The organism is Yersinia sp. 2466 StPb PI, from assembly GCF_041538325.1.
GTDB classification, from domain to species: Bacteria; Pseudomonadota; Gammaproteobacteria; order Enterobacterales; family Enterobacteriaceae; genus Yersinia; species Yersinia enterocolitica_E.
The window spans coordinates 512,831-532,328 of the sequence record NZ_JAULSL010000001.1 but is presented as its reverse complement, the minus strand read 5'-3'; the positions used below and the strand labels follow the sequence as shown (position 1 = coordinate 532,328).

Sequence of the window (19,498 nt, the reverse complement as noted above, 5' to 3'; positions counted from 1 at the left end):
AAAAACGCTTACTCAATTGAAAACATTAAGTTTTTACTTGAACGTGCTGTTTTTTAATCACTTTTTATTCCTTTTAGTTCTTAAAAAGTAGTCACTAGCGATAAAGTGACCTTAAATATTATTAGCTTGCTATTAATATTCTCAGTTACTAGATGTATACTCATTTTCGTGACGTAAATCACACTTCATGCGAAGTGATAAAGAATAAATAGAGGCAATAACATGAATATTAAAACTACCATCGCAACTGCCAGCATTCTCTCTGCACTGTCATTTGGTGTTTTTGCAGCGGATTCTATCAATGAGAGTCAGGCTGAAAAATTACAACCAATGGGCACCATTACCGTCAGTGGCCTTAACGGCGCACCATCCGATATTCGTCAGGCGCTGTCTGATAAAGCTGATGCTATGGGCGCTAAAGCTTACAAAGTGATCGAAGTGCGAGAAGAAAATAACTGGCATGCCACTGCCAAGATTTACCAGTAATTCGCAATAGATAGATCAAAAATGGCGTGAAGCCCAAATCGAAAAAAATTAAATAAACAGTAAAAACAATAAACTAAAAGTACCAGAATCATTAAAAGTACTTTTGGATTGTTGAATCTGATTAAGGAAAAATCATGAAAATCAAAACTACTCTGGCAGCCCTGAGTTTACTTTCTGTTGTTGCTTTCGGCGCATCTGCTGCGGAATCAATCAATGCCGCCCAAGCAAGCAAAATGACTGATTTAGGCGCAGTCAGTGTGAGCGCGATTACCGGTGCTCCTTCTGATATTGAGCAGGCCATCGCGAAAAAAGCTGATAGTGAAGGCGCTACGGCATACAAAATCATTGGTATGCATCAAGACAATGGTTGGCACGCCACAGCTAAGATTTACAAATAAGATTAAGCGCCAGCAGTGAAAGTAAATGCCCCGCTCAGAGGGGCATACTTTCGTACCTTGATAATTTATTCAATAGACTGAAAATAAAGATAAATACTAATTTTTAGCTTATTGAATAGAGTATTGATTGCAACAAAGTATTGGCTGAAGTCAGCTCACATCCGAATAATCCCTCGTCTATCCGACGAACCCTTTACCCCCGCTATCGCGGGGGCTTTTTTTATCCGACTTAATCCTGCGATAGAGCTTATTGCTCCGCTTTTTTATCCAAAGCGCTCAGCAATTTGTTATGAATCCCACCAAAACCACCGTTACTCATCACTAGAATGTGATCGCCCAGTTGTGCTGTTTTCACGATCATATCGACTAACGCATCAATATCAGCACTCCAATGCGCAGGCTGAATACATGCTTCAGCCACCTCCACTACCTGCCAAGGGATATGCTGCGGCTGGAACAGAAACACTTCATCCGCACGACCTAATGAAGGTGCCAACTCATTTTTACATAGCCCTAATTTCATGGTGTTAGAACGTGGCTCCAAAACGGCCAGAATACGTGCAGTCCCACCCACTTTACTGCGCAGTGCCGCCAGAGTGGCAAGAATAGCGGTAGGATGATGAGCAAAATCATCATAAACCGTGACACCATGAGCTTCACCCCGCAATTCCAGCCGGCGACGAGCATTAATAAAATCACCCAGTGCCTTGCAAGCATCGGCGGGTAAAACCCCGACATGACGGGCAGCGGCAATCGCCATCAAACCGTTATGCATATTGTGTTCACCCACCAGTGACCAACTGACCTCGCCCACTAATTTATTATCAAGAAACACTTCATAAACACTGGCATCGGTCGATACTTTGCGCGCCGACCAACTGCCAGTTTCGCCGACCAACTCTTGCTCACTCCAGCAGCCCATCGCCATCACTTGCTTCAGGTGATTATCATTATCCGGCACGATGATTTTCCCTTTCCCTGGCACTAAACGTACCAGATGATGGAATTGCTTCTGGATAGCTTTCAGATCGTCAAAAATATCCGCATGATCGAACTCAAGGTTATTCATAACCAGCGTTCTTGGGCTGTAGTGAACAAACTTAGAGCGCTTATCAAAGAAGGCGCAATCATATTCATCAGCTTCAATGACAAAGAATGGGCTATTACCTAAACGTGCTGATACATCAAAATTACCCGGCACTCCGCCAATGACGAATCCCGGTTCATAACCACAGGCTTCCAGAATCCAGGTCACCATACCCGCAGTGGTGGTTTTTCCGTGTGTACCCGCCACCGCTAATACCCAACGCTCTGGCAATACATGGTCATGTAACCATTGTGGGCCGGAAACATAAGGGATGCCTTGCTCTAATACTGCTTCAACACAAGGGTTACCACGGCTCATGGCATTACCAATGATCACTAAATCCGGGGTGGGACTCAGTTGAGCTGGATCATATCCCTGAATTAAATCGATCCCTTGATTCTCCAGCAACGTGCTCATTGGTGGATACACGTTAGCATCCGCTCCTGTCACTTCATGACCTAATGAGCGGGCCAGCATTGCCAGGCCGCCCATAAAAGTGCCGCAGATACCTAATATGTGAATGCGCATAAATTTTCCGTATTAATAAGCTTCGAGTTTGTAACCATTCTACCGCTCAGAATCAAAGAGAAGAAATGGAATTGCCTATGAATCATTCTCACCTTTGGGCTACACTGCTGCCATCAGGTGTGTTGTTTGTTAATAAATCGATATTTAACCGTAGATCCAGGGATTGAGTCATGAAAACGTTAGGCGAATTCATCGTTGAGAAACAGCTAGACTTCTCTCACGCCACCGGCGAATTAACTGCATTACTTTCAGCAATCAAACTCGGCGCGAAGATTATTCATCGCGATATCAACAAAGCAGGTCTGGTTGATATTTTAGGTGCCAGCGGTGTTTCCAATATTCAGGGCGAAGACCAGATGAAACTGGACTTGTTTGCCAATGAAAAATTAAAAGCGGCCCTAAAAGCGCGTGGCGAAGTTGCCGGTATCGCCTCCGAAGAAGAAGATGATATTGTTATCTTTGATGGTGGCCGGGCAGAAAATGCCAAATATGTCGTTCTGATGGATCCGCTGGATGGTTCTTCAAATATCGATGTGAATGTATCCGTCGGTACTATTTTCTCCATCTATCGCCGCATTACCCCATTTGGTACTCCGATTACCGAAGCTGACTTCCTGCAACCTGGCACTAAACAAGTTGCCGCAGGTTATGTCGTCTACGGTTCTTCAACGATGCTGGTCTATACCACAGGTTACGGTGTCCATACTTTCACTTATGATCCGTCGCTGGGCGTTTTCTGTTTATCCGGCGAAAAAGTGCGTTATCCCGCAACCGGTTGCATGTATTCCATCAACGAAGGGAACTACATTAAATTCCCATTGGGTGTGAAGAAATACATCAAGTACTGCCAGGAGCAAGACGAAGCCACCAAGCGCCCGTATACCTCACGCTACATTGGTTCACTGGTTGCCGACTTCCATCGTAACTTGTTGAAAGGCGGTATTTATATTTACCCAAGCACCGCTAGCCACCCACAAGGGAAACTGCGTTTACTGTACGAATGCAACCCTATGGCCTTCTTGGCAGAACAAGCCGGTGGTAAGGCGACGGATGGGGTGAACCGCATTTTGGATATCGTGCCAGAGAAACTGCATCAGCGCGCACCTTTCTTTGTCGGTACCAAATCCATGGTGGAAGATGCGGAAGGTTTTATTGCCAAATTCCCGGATGAAGAAGCCAAGTAATTTGGGTAAATACAGTTAAAAAAGAGAGCAGCGGCCCCTAAGCCGCTGCTTTTTTATGCTCCAACCGCCAACTCATGATTGTGCAATTTAAACACTGCCATGCTGGCTGACAATGCATTGGCTTGCTCTTCTAATGATCGCGTCGCTGCGGCGGCCTGTTCAACCAATGCGGCGTTCTGCTGGGCAACCTGATCCATTTGCGCAATAGCTACATTCACTTGCTCAATACCGCTACTTTGTTCATAACTTGCGGCTGAGATCTCACGCATCAATGCCGTTACTCGGCTAACTTCATCTGCGATCTCATGCATGGTTTTCCCTGCCGATTCGGCCATGTCTGCGCCCTCCTTCACCCGACTTTGCGACTCAACAATCAGATCTTTGATCTCTTTCGCCGACTGCGCACTGCGTTGTGCCAGATTACGTACCTCACCCGCAACCACAGCAAAACCACGCCCCTGTTCACCGGCTCTGGCGGCCTCAACCGCAGCGTTAAGTGCCAGAATATTAGTCTGAAACGCAATGCCATCAATTACGGCAATAATATCGGAGATACGGCGCGAACTAGTGGTAATTGCCTGCATCTTATCAACCACATGACTCACGGCCTCACTGCCCTTATTGGCAATATCCGATACACTCATCGCCAAACGATTAGCCTGATCCGAGTTTTCAGCATTCATTTTTACGGTTGAGGTCAACTGCTCCATGCTGGCCGCAGTCTGTTCCAAAGAAGACGCCGACTCCTCTGTACGTTCAGCCAAATGACTGTTACCGACAGCTAATTCCCGCGAGCCAATACCAATCTGCCCACCCACATCCCGTACATTACTCACTGACGCCACCAGCGATTGCTGCATCGTCTGTAACGCCTTTGCCAATCGGGCCAATTCAGTGTTGCCCTCACTATTGATACTGTGAGTTAAATCACCAGCAGCTATATATTCCAACTGATGAATTGATTGCACCAACGGCTGCAAAATAATGTATTTGAGCGCAAACCATGCCAGTACCGCAGAGATCAACGTGATCACCCCTGCAGCTATAATGATCGTCAGTTTAATTTTGGCGGCATTGTTTGCGTTGGCGATTTGCAATTGACCAGCATCCAGTGCATAGCTGCGAAAAGCAGTGACATCATTGTTAAAGGCTTTACTAATGTCGGTAATACTCTTTTCCAATACAGCGTAATACTCGTCAGCATACCCCGCCTTGATCGCGGTCAGCATGGGTATTACGCCCTTATCAATATAATTTTTATAACTTTTCTGGATATTTATCGCCAATCCCTGCCCGTCTCCCCGGTCAGATACCGCACTGACAAAACGTGCCATCTCTTTTTGCGATAATGCTAGTGAACCTTCAGCCTGTTTTGCCGTTTGTAATGATTCCTCAATCAGACCAATTTCTAACTGATGGATCGCCAGAGCTGCTTCAGTTCTGGCGCTTAACGTGGCATTAAAGCTATTAGATAGAGACCCAGCTCCTCCCCCTGGATTTGATTTATTATTTGCAACGAGCGCGAACTTTCCTGAATTGAATTAATCCCGATAACACTGACAACTAATAAAATCAACGACATAAAGCTTAGCTGGGCAATAAGCCCATTCTTAATGGTAATCTTTTTTAACATCGGTTTTTTTCCGGTTATGTGCAAATGGTTAAGATTACAAAGCGTTAGCATTACAGCGGACGGTCTTATTGTTTGATTAAGTTATCGGCTATACAGATGTCAGCTTGAACTCTCACCGGAAAAACAGCTCAAAATAGATACATTTAGCGAATGACGGGATTTTATCTCACTGAAATGGCCCTCACTCAGGCAATCTCACCGCTATCTGACAGTGAAAAGGGCGGGAATTCACAAAAGAGTTGGCTATAATAGCCAGCACTCCATTTCTGGTTTGATAAAAGGAAACCGACATGAGCTTGAACCAAGTACCCGCAGGTAAAGACCTGCCAGAAGATATCTATGTAGTGATCGAAATCCCTGCGAATGCGGATCCGATCAAATATGAAATCGATAAAGAGACTGGCTCGCTGTTTGTAGACCGCTTCATGTCTACTGCCATGTTCTATCCATGTAACTACGGTTATATCAACAACACCCTGTCATTAGATGGCGACCCGGTTGATGTACTAGTGCCAACACCGTATCCGTTGCAACCAGGTTCCGTGATTCGTTGCCGTCCGGTTGGCGTGTTAAAAATGACTGACGAAGCGGGCGAAGATGCCAAGCTGGTTGCGGTTCCACACAGCAAACTGACCAAAGAATACGACCACGTTAAAGATGTAAATGATCTGCCAGAACTGCTGAAAGCGCAGATTAAACATTTCTTTGAACATTACAAAGACTTGGAAACAGGCAAGTGGGTGAAAGTGGATGGTTGGGAAGATGCCGCCGCAGCTAAAGCCGAGATCCTGGCCTCTTTCGAACGTGCGAAGAAGTAATTTCCCGTTTCGCATGCCAAAAAGCGCCTCTTGAGGATGCTTTAAGCGCGAAACGTAAAAACACCGCCCTGTGAGCGGTGTTTTTTTTTGCTAATAACAGCTTAATTTTATGGCTTGTCGCTCTCTTCATGGCGTTTTAGCCAGTCGCCACTGTAGATACGTGGCACACCTTCGAGCGGTAAGCGATAAAGGTATATCCACGCGCTACCATAAGGCGTCTGAATCAGCTCGCGTCGGTAATCCTTAGTATTACTTTTAAGTTCATCTAACTCATTCATAATAGATGAGTTAATCCGATAAACCTCACAATGCACAGTGCCGTCTCCGGGGATAACCGCCGGATAATGACCTAAGTTGTACATATCAAAGCCTTCAAGGTCATGTTCACCCAACCACTGGGCGTCCGTCATCCAATGACTATTACCTTGCTTGCGCCGTAAACTACCGTAGACAATAATTCGCATGGTTAGAACTCAAACTGATAAAGCACATCTAATGCCTGATCAATACCAGACACCGCTTCCAGATACAACCTTGGCATCAATCGATAACGTAATGTTAACGTCGCCAGCGAGTCAAATATACCCACACCGTATTTTACTTGCAGGTCTTTAGTGACATAACCACTTACCACGACTTGTGAGCTATCACCGACTCCCTGCGTATCTAGTGCCAGATTACTGACACCAAATGCCTCGCCGATTTTACCCACAAGTTTACCGCTCTGCGCAACCCCCATGCCAATAAGCATTGAGGTCATCATGCCACTGTCAGCCCCCGAATTACTCAACCCCTGACCACGCAACAGGTATGATAACGCCTCCTGCTGTGACATAGCCGGATCCGAGAACACTTCTAGCCGTGGAGCATCAGCCATCCCGGTAACCCGCACACCAGCAGTAACACCGTCTGCCGTAGCATCTGGATTACGTATCGCTTCAATATTGAGTAGCGGTTGATCCGGCGGGCCGGAGAACAGCAATATCCCTTTATTGACAATTAAATCCTGACCATAAGCACGGAAGCTACCCGACGGAATATTAATTTGCCCGTTCAAGCCCAGCCCGCGCTGATCCTGGATCATTTTCAAATTACCTTGCAAACGGGCTTTCAAACCAAATGCATTCAGACGCACATCATTACCTACCCGAATCACCAGATTACTGTTGATTGGAATACTGGCCGTCCGTGGGGAGATAGGTTTCAGATCGTTATTGAGCATCACCTCATCTGATGAGACACCCACCGCATTTTCCGGCACTTCCTGCACCGTTATCCGCGCCCATGGAATATCAACCGAACCATTGAGGGTGAACAACTGCGGTGTCGCTTCAAAAACAATGTCCGGTGAAACATCAATCCGTACCATTGGTGGGATCGTAACCCGCAACTTATTGCCTTTTGCGGCGATTCGGGCACGCCAGGCATTGATATCACGCCAATCGGCATCACCGGAGAGATTGAGCTGCCCTTGAGAAGTCCGAATTAACCCCTCCAATGTTGAGGTCATACCGTCGAAGTTCATCACCAGACGCCCTTCGGTAATATCAAATGGCATCCAGCTACCATCAACATCGACATTATCCAGCGCCAAACGACCAAAGACTAGCGGGCTCTTCGCATTCCCCCCTAAACGCAGATTGGCGTTTAATGTGCCAGCGGCTTTTTCACCATCACTCAGTATCGGGTTAATCATTGCCAAAGAAATATTACTGATAGCAATGTTACCGGACAAATTGCGCCGCCCTTGTGGATCAGCAACCTGTACCTGCCCGGAGAACTGGCCGTTATTCACCAGTTTAATCAACCAATCAGCCCGCACTTGCCCATTGGTTAGGCCACCATTGAGATTCAGCGTTTCAAAAGCAATCGGTAACGGGTTACCTTGCACTACTTGCTGCACTTTAACCCCATTGCCACTGAGCGATACCCGTACATCTGGCAGGTTACCACCGGCCGTCCAACTGACATCGGCCCGGCCAGTGAACACGCCACTCATGGTGGTATCCGGCCCAAGGAATGGTTTTATCATCGCTAAATCAAAGCGATTGAGAACCACACTCGCCTGCCCACTAGGGCCAGCTTCAATGGCCCGAGGAACACAAAGTTCTGCATTTGGGTTAAGCCAACAGTGGGGTCCGATGGTGACCCGCTGTAAGCTATTTTGGTAATCCAATGCCATCGCACGGCTTAAACGCCATTCACCTACCGGCGTATCGAAACGCGTGTTATTAAGCGAACCGCGCCAACGTTCTTGTTGGCGATCGAAGCTCCCATCCAGCGCCAACTGACCGGAAACTGGTTCCCCTTGTATATTCAGGCGCACCTGATGCTGTTTTTCGCTACCTCGGGCATCTAGCGTCAATAAACTTACAACCAACTCCGCTTGCTTGAGTTGCTCAACCCTAACGGCCAACTGACCCTGAATCTGATCCGTGGAGCGAACGTCGCCATCAATCTTAATCCGGTTAATGGTCAGTTCCTGCCATTGCAGGCGGCTGGCGGTGAGGTCCACTAGCAGTTGTGGTGCTGTAAGGTTGCCGCGCAATTTCAGCGCCCCTTTCATCACGCCTCCCAATCCCGGTAACGCACCATCAAGTTGTGGCGCATCCACAGTGGCATCGAGCTGCCAGGTGTCACTAAGGTTGCCTCTCACATCTAACCTATTACGGCCCAATGCCAGATTAATGCCCGGAATATGCCACTGGCCTGCCGCATTCCCTGTCAGGGAGCCACGGGCCGTCACACGGTTTTGTTTCACATTCCCGTCCAGTGCCAGCTCCGGTACTTGTAATTGCCAACTACCACCGTGGATACTGCCACGGGTGACAATTCTACCATCCAGTTTTGCTGGCCACTCCGGCCACTGCTTCGCGGTGTTAATACCCGATAAGGTTAATACCGAGTTCCAACTGATTGCTTTACTCCAATCCACTACGCCAGTCAGGTCAGTGTTACCTTGCAATGCCGCCAGACGTAAACGGGTCAGATTGAATTGCTCAACACTCCCTTTACCGTCAAGAGTGAACACTGCCGGTGGCAGGTCAGTGCCTTTAAAATCAGAACGGATCGAGAGTGCGTAATCTGTCGCCTGCCCATTGAGGCGCATTCGAAGATTATCAATTTGATATTGAGGTTCGCCACTCAACGGCCAACGCAGTTGCTTGCTTTGTAGAGTTAACGCCAGTGGCAAACCAGCCTGTGCCAGCGCAGTTTCTGCATCCAGTTGCGCGCTCACCGGGCCTGACAGATTGAGTGCCACGTTGAGTTTTTCACGCAGCGCACCACCGACAGTTAATTTTACTTTTTCGCCTTTCAACGGCTCAATGTTCAGCGCACTATTGATGACCATACTCACTGGCCACTTATCGGCCAGCGTGGCGTCACCCTGTGCTGACAGCCCACCCTGTGGCGATTTAATCTCCAGCTTATCCAGTGTTATTTGGTTTTGTTGCGTGCTGGCTTGCAGCAAAAGACTACTGATAAGTACGTCGGTATCACCTGTAAGCCGGAGTTGTTGCCCTGAGATCTCTTTAATCTGTAAATCCAGCGGTAAACGGAAGTCCGGCAATTCTGGCAGTAACGGTTTAGCAAACAGCGCTTTTAACGTTTCACCTAGCGGAGCTTCCTGCTCTGATGGCGCGGCTGCCTGTTGCTCAACCGCTTCTTTTACCGCGATAGCCGTTTCAACCGCAGGTTTAGCCGCATCCGGCACCATCGCTGGCACCGTTTTTGGTAAAGCTATCAATAACCCACTGATTTTGGTCGGCATTAGTGCCAGTGCGCGCTGTTGCCAATGTGCTCCAGTGCGGAATTCATCCAGTGAAATCGCGGTGTCATCAATAGTGACTTTGACATTATTCAGCGACAGCATACGCAATGTAATGGGGTACGGAGTACTAAGTTCCCCCATCGGTTCACTACTGGCAGGAGCAGGGGCCGCAGGCGGCATGGCGTTGGTATCCACCACCACATCAATATCTTGTGCCGTCAGGGCATTAATGCACAACTCACTGCGTTTTAGACAAGAGAGCTGTAATGAAAGATGGAACTGCCCTGCTTTAACAGTGACACCCGGCATTTGATATTGAATGCCTTTTAAGGTGAGGTCACGCCACCCCCCACTGACACTGGCGATATCCAGCCCGGGAACCCAACGTGCGGCACTGTTTATCACAAAATGTAGACCACTGGTGGTGCCCAACAAACCCGCCAAAGCCCCGACCAGCAGCAGGATAATGAGCAGAAATGCGATACTGAGTCTCTTTATCCACCTCCCTCCCTTTACCAACATCATAGTTCAGGCCCCAAACCGATATAAAATTGCACGCCACGTGCTTCGTTGTCACCAATAGGTTTGGCGATGTCTAGCTTGATCGGACCGACCGGAGAAGCCCAACGGACCCCAACCCCGGCGCCAGTTTTGAAATCGCTCTTGCGAATATCGTTAACCGCTTCACCCGAGTCGACAAATACAGCCCCCCACCATCTTCCGGTAACGTTATATTGATACTCAAGCGTACCGGTTGCCAGTTTAGAGGCACCGGTTAATTTACCTTCGCTATCGCGTGGGGAAATATCACGGAATTTATAGCCACGAATACTGCGATCCCCACCGGCGAAGAAACGCAGTGACGGCGGTACCCGGTCGAAATCATTGGTTTCAATCCAGCCTAAGTTACCCCGAACGACAAAACGGTTCTTCTCACCCAAAGTACGAATCCACACGTTTTGCGCTTGGAATATGGCGAAATCGACATCTGACCCCCATGTGGTATCAGACACATCAATAGAATAATTCTGACTATCCCCCCACACCGGCATAGCACCGCCGCGCTGACGGGTACGGCTGATGTTCACCCCCGGATACAGCAACATGGTGGTATCAGTGACACTACCTTGAGTAAAGTGATCCAAACTCCAACGCAGGTTAACTGAGCGCTTCCAACCACTGGACAAATCCCAGAAACGGGCAACGTTCAGGGTGGTGGTGTCAGATTTTGTATCATTCAGATCGGTGCGTTTGAACCCACCCTGTAACAGGTAATACTGTTCCAGCGGGTTTTTTAACAGTGGGATTCGATAGCTGAAATCCAGCGTCTGTTCGGGCGCGGAAAGTGTAGTACTGGTGGTTAGACTATGCCCGTAGGAGTTCATCCACGGCTTACGCCAACTGGCCGTCAGACGTGGACCGACATCGGTCGCATAACCGCCCCCCAATTCAACCGTATTTTCGGTACGTGGAGTGACGACCGCATCCAGTGGCAGGACTTTGGTTTTTCTCGCGTCGCGAAAATCCGGTGAAACCACCACCGAGTTAAACCAGTTAGTCGCAGCCAGACGGCGGTTCAATTCGGCCAGTTCATCAGAAGTATAAAACTCACCTTCATGAAAGGGCACCAAATTTTGCAGAAAATCCTCACGGATTTGCGAGCCTTGGAAGGCTACTTTACCAAACCGGTAGCGCTCGCCACTGTCAAAATCAATATCCCAAAAAGCTTTGCGCAACTCAGCGGCAACACCCAACTGGCTTTTGATCATATTGGCGTCAAAATAACCACGGCGTAACGCTAAGCCCGTCAGTGAACTTTTGAAATTATCAAAATCACCATGATTGAGGACTGAGCCAATTTTAGGGGTATCGCGGCGTACCAATGATAGATAATCAGGATCAGTTTTCGCCCCACCTTGCAGCACAATATCAACACCAGCAATCAAAACCGGTTCACCAGGAATCACTTTGGCAATTAAAACGGAACGTGCAGGTGCCGGGCGCGGCTGCAAATCAAAGGTGATGGTGGGGTCGTAATAACCTAACGCGCGTAGCCCCTGACGAATGGCGTCATCCACCCTTGAGCGGAAACGGCCATCGGACGTCACTTCATCCGTACCAATTGTTGATAAACGCGCCCTGACGTTTCTCTCTAAATCCCCGCTAAGACCTTCGACCTGCAACCGCACATTGGCAGCGTAGGCAAGAGGTGTGGCGAGCAATACGCACAAAAAACACAAAATAGGGTATCGTGGCACGCGTACTCCTAATTAATTTTATACCTGCCATCTTCCAAATTGCAGGTGTATTGGCAACTCTCATTACTCGACCTGACCTCTGCAAGCAGCATTTAAATCTGCTCCCAGCAGATTTGTCATCCGAATCACTTACCCTATAAGCTCATCAGGGTTCTCTCCCTTGCCGCTTTACCGCATCTTGAAACCTATTGGGTATATTTTCCTGTAAAAACGATCTGACGGACTTTTTATCACTTACGCAATCATTCCGCACTTAAAGACCGATTTAAACCTGTTATCCCTAAAACTCCACCTTAAGCCGATACATTAACGCAGAATGGCTCTTATTGTGTGCAAACTCGCAATCAGATACAACTGTCTATACCTATTCACTGTAAACATCTTGTTATTAATTTACTGTAAACTTCAAATTCACTGTAAACATTGGAGCCTATTTTGGTGCAAAATTTTGACAAAACTGCCGTCATTGATGCGGCGAATGCCTTACCCGGGCGAATCACACCAATGCCAGTCGCAACTCTCCATGTGGTGAATGGGCATTCCATGACACATATCCCTGACGGAATGGAGATCGCTATCTTCGCCATGGGTTGCTTCTGGGGGGTTGAGCGCCTGTTCTGGCAACTGCCTGGCGTCTACAGTACTGCCGCAGGTTATTGCGGTGGCTACACACCAAACCCAACCTATCATGAAGTTTGTAGTGGCCGCACAGCCCATGCAGAAGTGGTTCGTGTTGTCTTTGATCCGGCCATCATCAGCTATAAGCAACTATTGCAGATTTTCTGGGAAAATCACGATCCCGCCCAAGGAATGCGTCAAGGCGGAGATGTCGGAACACAATATCGTTCAGCCATTTACGTTTTGACACCTGAGCAGCAAGTGCAAGCTAACGAGAGCAAAGCCTTGTTCCAGCAAGCCATGGAGCAAGCGGCTGATCGCCGGTTGATTACCAGTGAAGTGGCGGTTGCACTACCGTTTTACTATGCAGAGGATGACCACCAGCAATATTTGCACAAAAATCCACATGGATATTGTAACCTTGGCGGTATTGGCGTGTGTATGCCGCCTGATTTGTAAGGTTGCCCACGCTCTTATCGCTGCGATTATCCCCAAATTGCGTAGAGTTGCAGGTTGGCAGCAAGGGAATGACAAATCGCTTGGAATGCGGTTTGAACAGCATTTATGCTAGCCCACAGGGGGATTTCAAGCATGGCCGGAGTAATGAACCTAGCTAACTCCGCTGCAACTTAAAGTAAGACGGGTTATACTATTCGGGCTGTTCACTCGGCCCGATGGCGGCTTTCTGCCGTTATCTTAAATTTAAACAGTATTTTTTAATTCAAACAAATGTATGGCCTTCCTTACGATCGCCGGCGCGATTGTCGGTACGACACGGACAGATTATGTTAAACAGTATTTTACTGATTCTTTTTTTAATTGCGGTGAGTGCCTTCTTCTCATTATCAGAGATTTCACTGGCAGCTTCGCGCAAAATTAAACTAAAACTTCTGGCAGATGAAGGCGATATCAACGCCTTGCGGGTACTTAAATTACAAGAGACTCCGGGGATTTTCTTCACTGTGGTCCAGATTGGCTTGAATGCCGTCGCCATTCTGGGGGGTATCGTCGGTGATGCTGCGTTTTCCCCCTCCTTTAAATTGGTGTTTGAACGCTTCATGTCACCAGAGCTTGCCGACCAGGTGAGTTTCATTTGCTCGTTTGTTCTGGTCACCAGTTTATTTATTCTTTTTGCCGACTTAACCCCGAAACGCATCGGTATGATTTCACCTGAAGCGGTTGCCGTTCGGATCGTCAACCCGATGCGCTTCTGTCTGATGATTTGTCGCCCACTAGTTTGGTTCTTCAATGGGATGGCGAATCTAATCTTCCGACTATTCAAGCTGCCAATGGTACGCAATGATGACATCACATCAGATGATATCTATGCCGTCGTGGAAGCAGGTGCATTAGCCGGGGTGTTACGTAAACAAGAGCATGAATTGATCGAAAACGTCTTTGAACTGGAGTCACGTACTGTTCCTTCGTCGATGACGTCACGTGAAAGTGTGATTTATTTTGATCTGCGGGAAAGCGAAGACAGCATAAAAGAGAAGATTTCGACCCACCCACACTCTAAATTCTTGGTATGTGATGGTCATATCGATCAAGTTGTGGGTTATGTCGACTCTAAAGACTTGCTGAACCGGGTATTAGGTAACCAGAGTCTGGTACTGAGCAGTGGCGTGCAAATTCGCTCAGCCCTGATTGTGCCAGACACATTGACACTCTCCGAGGCGCTGGAGAGCTTTAAAACCGCCGGTGAAGACTTTGCCGTTATCCTCAACGAATACGCCCTGGTGGTTGGTATCATTACCCTGAATGACGTGATGACCACGCTGATGGGGGATTTGGTCGGTCAGGGGCAGGAAGAGCAAATTGTTGCTCGTGATGAAAGTTCATGGCTGATTGAGGGCGGTACCCCGATTGAAGATGTAATGCGAGTGCTGCATATCGATGAGTTCCCGCAGTCTGGCAATTATGAAACCATCGGCGGCTTTATGATGTATATGCTGCGCAAAATTCCCAAACGCACGGATTTCGTCAAATATGCCGGCTACAAGTTTGAAGTAGTCGATATCGATAGCTACAAAATCGATCAGCTACTGGTGACTAAACTCAGTGACCTACCAGCCCCAATACTGCCAAAAGCCCCACACGAAAGCAGTGATGCCTAATGAAAGTTTAAATCAGTCATTATTTAAAACATTAGCGGCCCCACAATAGGGGCCGCAATTAATTCTGTTCAGACTAATGTCATACCCAAAGCAATTATGTAAGAAGGGTATCAGCCTGCAAACGCATCACCTGACGATTAACCTCTGACATCACCTCAAAGTGGCGTTTATCCCTAACTTTCGGGATTAAAATCTTACCTTTGTCAAACTCAAAAGCCCCCATATCTTTGATATATAACCTCCCTCGGAAAAGCGTTTTGACATACATCGCCACTTTAGCCGGATTGTAACGTTGGAAGATCCTCATTTTTTTACTTTCCTCCCATGACATCAATACGCTCCCTCTGGTGCCTTAGCGACCAAGATCACAGGTAACGTAATATAATTGCAGAGTAATAGACCTAGAGTATGGGCTTTAGTTCCGCCAAAACCAGTCATTGCTGCTGGATTTACACAAAATTACAGGGTCATATAGATAAAATGAGACTTAATTACAGAATAACCATCTAGTCAGTGTCAGAAATAAATACTGTAGAGAAACAGGACAGACCTCTGATCTGCACCTATTATTGGAAAACTGATGCCCAATAGGTTTCAAGATGCTGGCAAGCGGCAAACACAATCTGCCAACACAGCTGCAATTTGAAAGACTACGGGTAGACCTGCATGCAGGACTTAGTACCCGACATTACCCATAAGATCCCACAAGGACATGCCATGATAAAAAATAGCCTGCTGATACTGTCACTACTACTCACACCACTAATGGCCTGCGCTCACTCCCTACAAATCAACCAGCGGGTACCGCCGGTGGGTGTCAGCGATAAAGGCGAATTAAATTATGATAAAGCTACTGATCAGTTTAGCTACAAAAACTGGAATAGCTCGCAACTGCCCGGCAAAGTGCGGGTGATCCAACATATTGCTGGCCGCACCTCGGCAAAAGAGCTGAATGCCCCGTTAGTGGAAGCCATTAAGCACGCTAATCTGCCACACGAACATTACCAAACGACGACAATCGTCAATACTGATGACGCCATCATCGGCACGGCAGTGTTTGTGCGTAACAGCATTGAAAGTAATAAACGCGACTTTCCCTGGTCACAATTTGTGGTCGATAGCGACGGGAATGTCAAAAAGGCCTGGGGTTTAGCGGAAAAGGGCTCGGCGATTGTGGTATTGGACCCACAAGGGAATGTGAGATTTGCCAAAGATGGCGCATTGACACCGGAGGAAGTACAGCAGGTGATCGATCAATTGCACCAACTGGTGAAACAGTAATCTCCCCTTAAGGTTTGAAGCTGCAGGGAATTCGCTGCGGGCACTCACCCGAATCATATGATTCGTTTGCGTGCCACCTCCCTGCAACGCCACACTCTTTGGCTATGTGGTTAGAATAAAGACACTCTAAAGCCGGGGTTCAGGAAAGATTCACGTGGGGTATAAGAGAGTGGTTTACCCTGCCAATCGTGAACCAGTGCTCCGGCAGCAATGGCTACTGCATGCCCGGCGGCAGTATCCCATACATTAGTAGGCCCAAAGCGCGGGTACAGTTGCGCCGTCCCTTCCGCCACCAGACAAAACTTGAGTGACGAACCGACTGATATAGTCTGGTGTTCACCTAATTGCGACAAATAATCTTCCAATTCAGCATCACTGTGAGAGCGACTGACTACCACTAACGGCGGTAGTGCAGCACGCACCTGAATCTGCATGCGCCTGCCACACTCCTCTTTCCACGCCTGGCCGTTTTCAGCGCTGTACATCACTTCAGTCACTGGGGTATATACCACGCCAAGCACCGGTACTCCTTGGTCAATCAACGCGATATTAACGGTAAACTCGCCATTCCGATGTAGAAACTCTTTAGTACCGTCCAGCGGATCAACCAGCCAGTAGCGCTGCCAGTGTTGACGTACCGCCCAAACCGGCGGATCTTCTTCAGATAACAGTGGGATATCGGGAGTCAGTGCCGCCAATCCGGCTTTGATAATCTGGTGAGCGGCAAGATCAGCCGCTGTCACTGGCGAATCATCTTTCTTATGGGCCACATCAAGGGGTTTATCCCCCTGATAGACCGCCATAATCGCCACGCCTGCCTCGCGGGCCAACTGGCAAATTTGCTCTAACATCATCCACCCCTTGGTATTATGAGTCATGCCGGATACTGATAATGGCTGTTTAAATCGATAGTGATTGTTTAGGCCAATAGTGATTGTTTAGACCAATAGTGGCTCGCGCTACTCGTTCGCCATATATACAGTTTAGAACGCAAACGTAAAAATTAATTATCTAAGCCCAATAGATTTCCAGATGAAGGCAACAAGTGCCACCAGCAGACCTGCAAGTTACAAGATAACGGGGATATGCCCTCAATCATCAGAGTTGCAGACTAATAAGATTCCTACCAAATAGCCATCAATGTCGGTAACTTCCAATAAAATCAGTGGGATTAACCTGCCACAACTGTGAACTTCTGCGCGTTATCCTAGGGCGTTTTCTGCCAAACTTCACACTTTGTTGTAGCAATTAAATAAAGTTACATATTCTTTTGCGATACATGTCGAATAGATTTTAATGGAGAAAGCCATGATCACGCGTCCGCTGACGTTATCTCTTCTTGCCAGCCTGATTGCTGTCGCGACTTCAATGTCTGTAGCAACTGCTGCTACCGTTGATTTGCGGGTATTGGAAACCACCGACCTGCACAGCAATATGATGGATTTTGATTACTACAAAGATAAACCTACCGAAAAGTTTGGTCTGGTGCGCACTGCAAGCCTGATCAGTGCTGCCCGCCAACAAGCGACCAACAGCGTACTGGTGGATAACGGTGACCTGATCCAAGGTAGCCCGCTTGGTGACTATATGGCAGCCAAGGGATTGAAAGCCGGAGAAATTCACCCAGTCTACAAAGCAATGAATACGCTGGATTATGCGGTGGGGAATATCGGTAACCATGAGTTTAACTACGGTCTGGATTATCTGAAAAAATCGCTGGCTGGCGCAAAATTCCCCTATGTGAATGCCAACGTGATTGATGTGAAAACCGGTAAGCCGCTGTTCCAGCCTTACCTGATTGTCGACACACCAGTGCAAGATCGTGAAGGTAAAACCCATAACTTGCGCATTGGTTATATTGGTTTTGTCCCGCCACAAGTGATGATATGGGATAAAGCGAACCTGAGCGGAAAAGTGACCGTTAACGACATCACCGAAACAGCCAAAAAATGGGTACCGGAAATGCGCAAGCAAGGTGCTGATTTGGTGGTGGCTATCCCGCACTCTGGGCTTTCCAGTGACCCTTATAAAACCATGGCGGAAAACTCAGTTTACTACCTCAGCCAGGTGCCGGGGATTGATGCCATCATGTTCGGCCACGCCCATGCCGTTTTCCCTAGTAAAGATTTTGCCGCCATCAAAGGTGCTGATATCGCTCAAGGCACCTTAAATGGTATTCCGGCTGTGATGCCGGGCCAGTGGGGTGATCACCTGGGGGTGGTTGATTTCGTCCTGAATAATGATAAAGGCCCATGGCAAGTTACTGGAGCCAAAGCTGAAGCGCGCCCGATCTACGATAAAACAGCACAAAAATCGCTGGCAATCGAAGATGCCAGTCTGGTGAAAGTGCTCGCAGCAGACCATCAGGGTACTCGTGACTTCGTCAGTCAACCGATCGGCAAAGCATCAGATAATATGTACAGCTATCTGGCACTCATCCAAGATGACCCGACAGTGCAGATTGTGAACAATGCTCAACGCGCCTATACCGAACACTTTATTCAAGGCGACCCCGATTTAGCCAATCTGCCGGTACTCTCTGCCGCCGCCCCCTTCAAAGCCGGCGGGCGTAAAAATGATCCCGCCAGTTTTGTTGAAGTGGAAAAAGGTGAACTGACCTTCCGTAATGCCGCCGATCTCTATCTGTATCCGAACACTCTGGTGGTAGTGAAAGCCAGTGGGGCGGAAGTTAAGCAATGGTTAGAGTGCTCTGCCGCGCAATTCAATCAAATTGATGTGACCAGCAGCAAGCCACAATCGTTGATTAACTGGGATGGTTTCCGTACTTATAATTTTGATGTTATCGATGGCGTGAAATATGAAATCGATGTCAGCCAACCTGCGCGCTATGACGGTGAATGCGCACTGATCAACGATAAAGCCGAACGGATTAAAAACCTGACATTTAATGGCAAACCTATCGATCCGAAAGCCACATTCCTGATTGCGACCAACAACTATCGGGCTTATAGCGGTAAATTTGCCGGTACGGGTGACAGCCATATTGCATTTGCTTCTCCTGATGAAAACCGGGCGGTACTGTCGGCTTATATCAGTGCTGAAACCAAGAAACACGGGCAAGTTACCCCACAGGCTGATAATAACTGGCGTCTGGCAACGATCGACAGTAAGCAGCCACTGGATATCCGCTTTGAAACGTCACCAAGTGCTAAAGCCGCTGAATTTATCAAACAAAAAGCGCAGTACCCGATGAAAGCACAAGGTACTGATGAAATTGGCTTTGCCGTTTATCAAATCGACTTACAGAACAAATAATCTCGGATAACAGCGCTTCAACGCGCTGTTACTTTTCACAAG

The 19,498-nt window shown here is 47.7% G+C and carries 14 protein-coding genes and 1 pseudogene; 8 read left to right on the top strand and 7 right to left on the bottom strand.

Features of this window, described 5'->3' with window-relative positions; all coding sequences use genetic code 11:
- The first annotated feature begins 222 nt into the window (after positions 1-222).
- Both yhcN and Q2T72_RS02425 read left to right on the top strand, forming a co-directional pair.
- Positions 223-486 (top strand): peroxide/acid stress response protein YhcN, encoded by a 264-nt coding sequence (gene yhcN, locus Q2T72_RS02430; protein WP_083160929.1) that lies wholly within the window; start codon positions 223-225, stop codon positions 484-486.
- Positions 487-620: 134 nt separating this feature from the next.
- A complete protein-coding gene (locus tag Q2T72_RS02425; RefSeq protein ID WP_083160931.1) occupies positions 621-884 on the top strand; it encodes a YdgH/BhsA/McbA-like domain containing protein in 264 nt (87 codons plus the stop codon).
- Positions 885-1,131: 247 nt separating this feature from the next.
- Here the strand turns inward: Q2T72_RS02425 and mpl are convergent, their stop codons facing one another.
- Positions 1,132-2,499 (bottom strand): UDP-N-acetylmuramate:L-alanyl-gamma-D-glutamyl-meso-diaminopimelate ligase, encoded by a 1,368-nt coding sequence (gene mpl, locus Q2T72_RS02420; protein ID WP_083160933.1) that lies wholly within the window; start codon positions 2,497-2,499, stop codon positions 1,132-1,134.
- A 170-nt stretch (positions 2,500-2,669) separates the two neighbouring features.
- On the opposite strand from mpl, the gene fbp reads away from it, so the two are divergent.
- On the top strand, positions 2,670-3,683 hold the full coding sequence (gene fbp, locus Q2T72_RS02415; protein WP_083160935.1) for a class 1 fructose-bisphosphatase: 1,014 nt from the start codon (positions 2,670-2,672) through the stop codon (positions 3,681-3,683).
- Positions 3,684-3,736: 53 nt separating this feature from the next.
- Here fbp and Q2T72_RS02410 read toward each other — a convergent pair.
- Positions 3,737-5,316: pseudogene (locus Q2T72_RS02410) on the bottom strand (methyl-accepting chemotaxis protein).
- A gap of 290 nt (positions 5,317-5,606) precedes the next feature.
- On the opposite strand from Q2T72_RS02410, the gene ppa reads away from it, so the two are divergent.
- A complete protein-coding gene (gene ppa, locus Q2T72_RS02405) occupies positions 5,607-6,134 on the top strand; it encodes an inorganic diphosphatase (RefSeq protein WP_083160937.1) in 528 nt (175 codons plus the stop codon).
- Positions 6,135-6,241: 107 nt separating this feature from the next.
- On the opposite strand, the gene Q2T72_RS02400 is transcribed toward ppa, so the two are convergent.
- Genes Q2T72_RS02400 through Q2T72_RS02390 form a run of 3 tightly spaced genes read right to left on the bottom strand, consistent with a single transcriptional unit; the run spans position 6,242 to position 12,164 of the window.
- Entirely contained in the window at positions 6,242-6,598 is a 357-nt protein-coding gene (locus Q2T72_RS02400; RefSeq protein ID WP_083160939.1) for a gamma-glutamylcyclotransferase, read from the bottom strand.
- A gap of 2 nt (positions 6,599-6,600) precedes the next feature.
- Positions 6,601-10,428, bottom strand: coding sequence for a translocation/assembly module TamB domain-containing protein (locus tag Q2T72_RS02395; protein ID WP_372569845.1), 3,828 nt, complete (start codon positions 10,426-10,428; stop codon positions 6,601-6,603).
- Positions 10,428-12,164 carry an autotransporter assembly complex family protein gene (locus Q2T72_RS02390; protein ID WP_102970484.1) on the bottom strand — a complete coding sequence of 579 codons (1,737 nt, stop codon included), beginning with the start codon at positions 12,162-12,164 and terminating at the stop codon, positions 10,428-10,430. Before Q2T72_RS02390 ends, Q2T72_RS02395 begins: the two co-directional genes overlap by 1 nt.
- 438 nt (positions 12,165-12,602) lie before the next feature.
- Here Q2T72_RS02390 and msrA point away from each other — a divergent pair, with 438 nt between their 5' ends.
- Positions 12,603-13,241, top strand: coding sequence for a peptide-methionine (S)-S-oxide reductase MsrA (msrA, locus tag Q2T72_RS02385; RefSeq protein ID WP_102970485.1), 639 nt, complete (start codon positions 12,603-12,605; stop codon positions 13,239-13,241).
- A 326-nt stretch (positions 13,242-13,567) separates the two neighbouring features.
- Positions 13,568-14,899, top strand: a complete 1,332-nt coding sequence (locus tag Q2T72_RS02380; RefSeq protein WP_083160941.1) for a hemolysin family protein — start codon at positions 13,568-13,570, stop codon at positions 14,897-14,899.
- Positions 14,900-14,993: 94 nt separating this feature from the next.
- Here Q2T72_RS02380 and Q2T72_RS02375 read toward each other — a convergent pair whose 3' ends face one another.
- A complete protein-coding gene (locus Q2T72_RS02375; protein ID WP_032906682.1) occupies positions 14,994-15,206 on the bottom strand; it encodes a DUF1107 domain-containing protein in 213 nt (70 codons plus the stop codon).
- A gap of 410 nt (positions 15,207-15,616) precedes the next feature.
- On the opposite strand from Q2T72_RS02375, the gene Q2T72_RS02370 reads away from it, so the two are divergent.
- A complete protein-coding gene (locus tag Q2T72_RS02370; protein ID WP_083160943.1) occupies positions 15,617-16,180 on the top strand; it encodes a YtfJ family protein in 564 nt (187 codons plus the stop codon).
- Positions 16,181-16,290: 110 nt separating this feature from the next.
- Here Q2T72_RS02370 and cysQ read toward each other — a convergent pair whose 3' ends face one another.
- Positions 16,291-17,031: a 3'(2'),5'-bisphosphate nucleotidase CysQ gene (gene cysQ, locus Q2T72_RS02365; RefSeq protein ID WP_372568580.1), complete on the bottom strand. Its 741-nt coding sequence runs from the start codon at positions 17,029-17,031 to the stop codon at positions 16,291-16,293.
- A gap of 445 nt (positions 17,032-17,476) precedes the next feature.
- On the opposite strand from cysQ, the gene Q2T72_RS02360 reads away from it, so the two are divergent.
- Positions 17,477-19,456, top strand: coding sequence for a bifunctional 2',3'-cyclic-nucleotide 2'-phosphodiesterase/3'-nucleotidase (locus Q2T72_RS02360; RefSeq protein ID WP_372568579.1), 1,980 nt, complete (start codon positions 17,477-17,479; stop codon positions 19,454-19,456).
- Positions 19,457-19,498 lie beyond the last annotated feature (42 nt).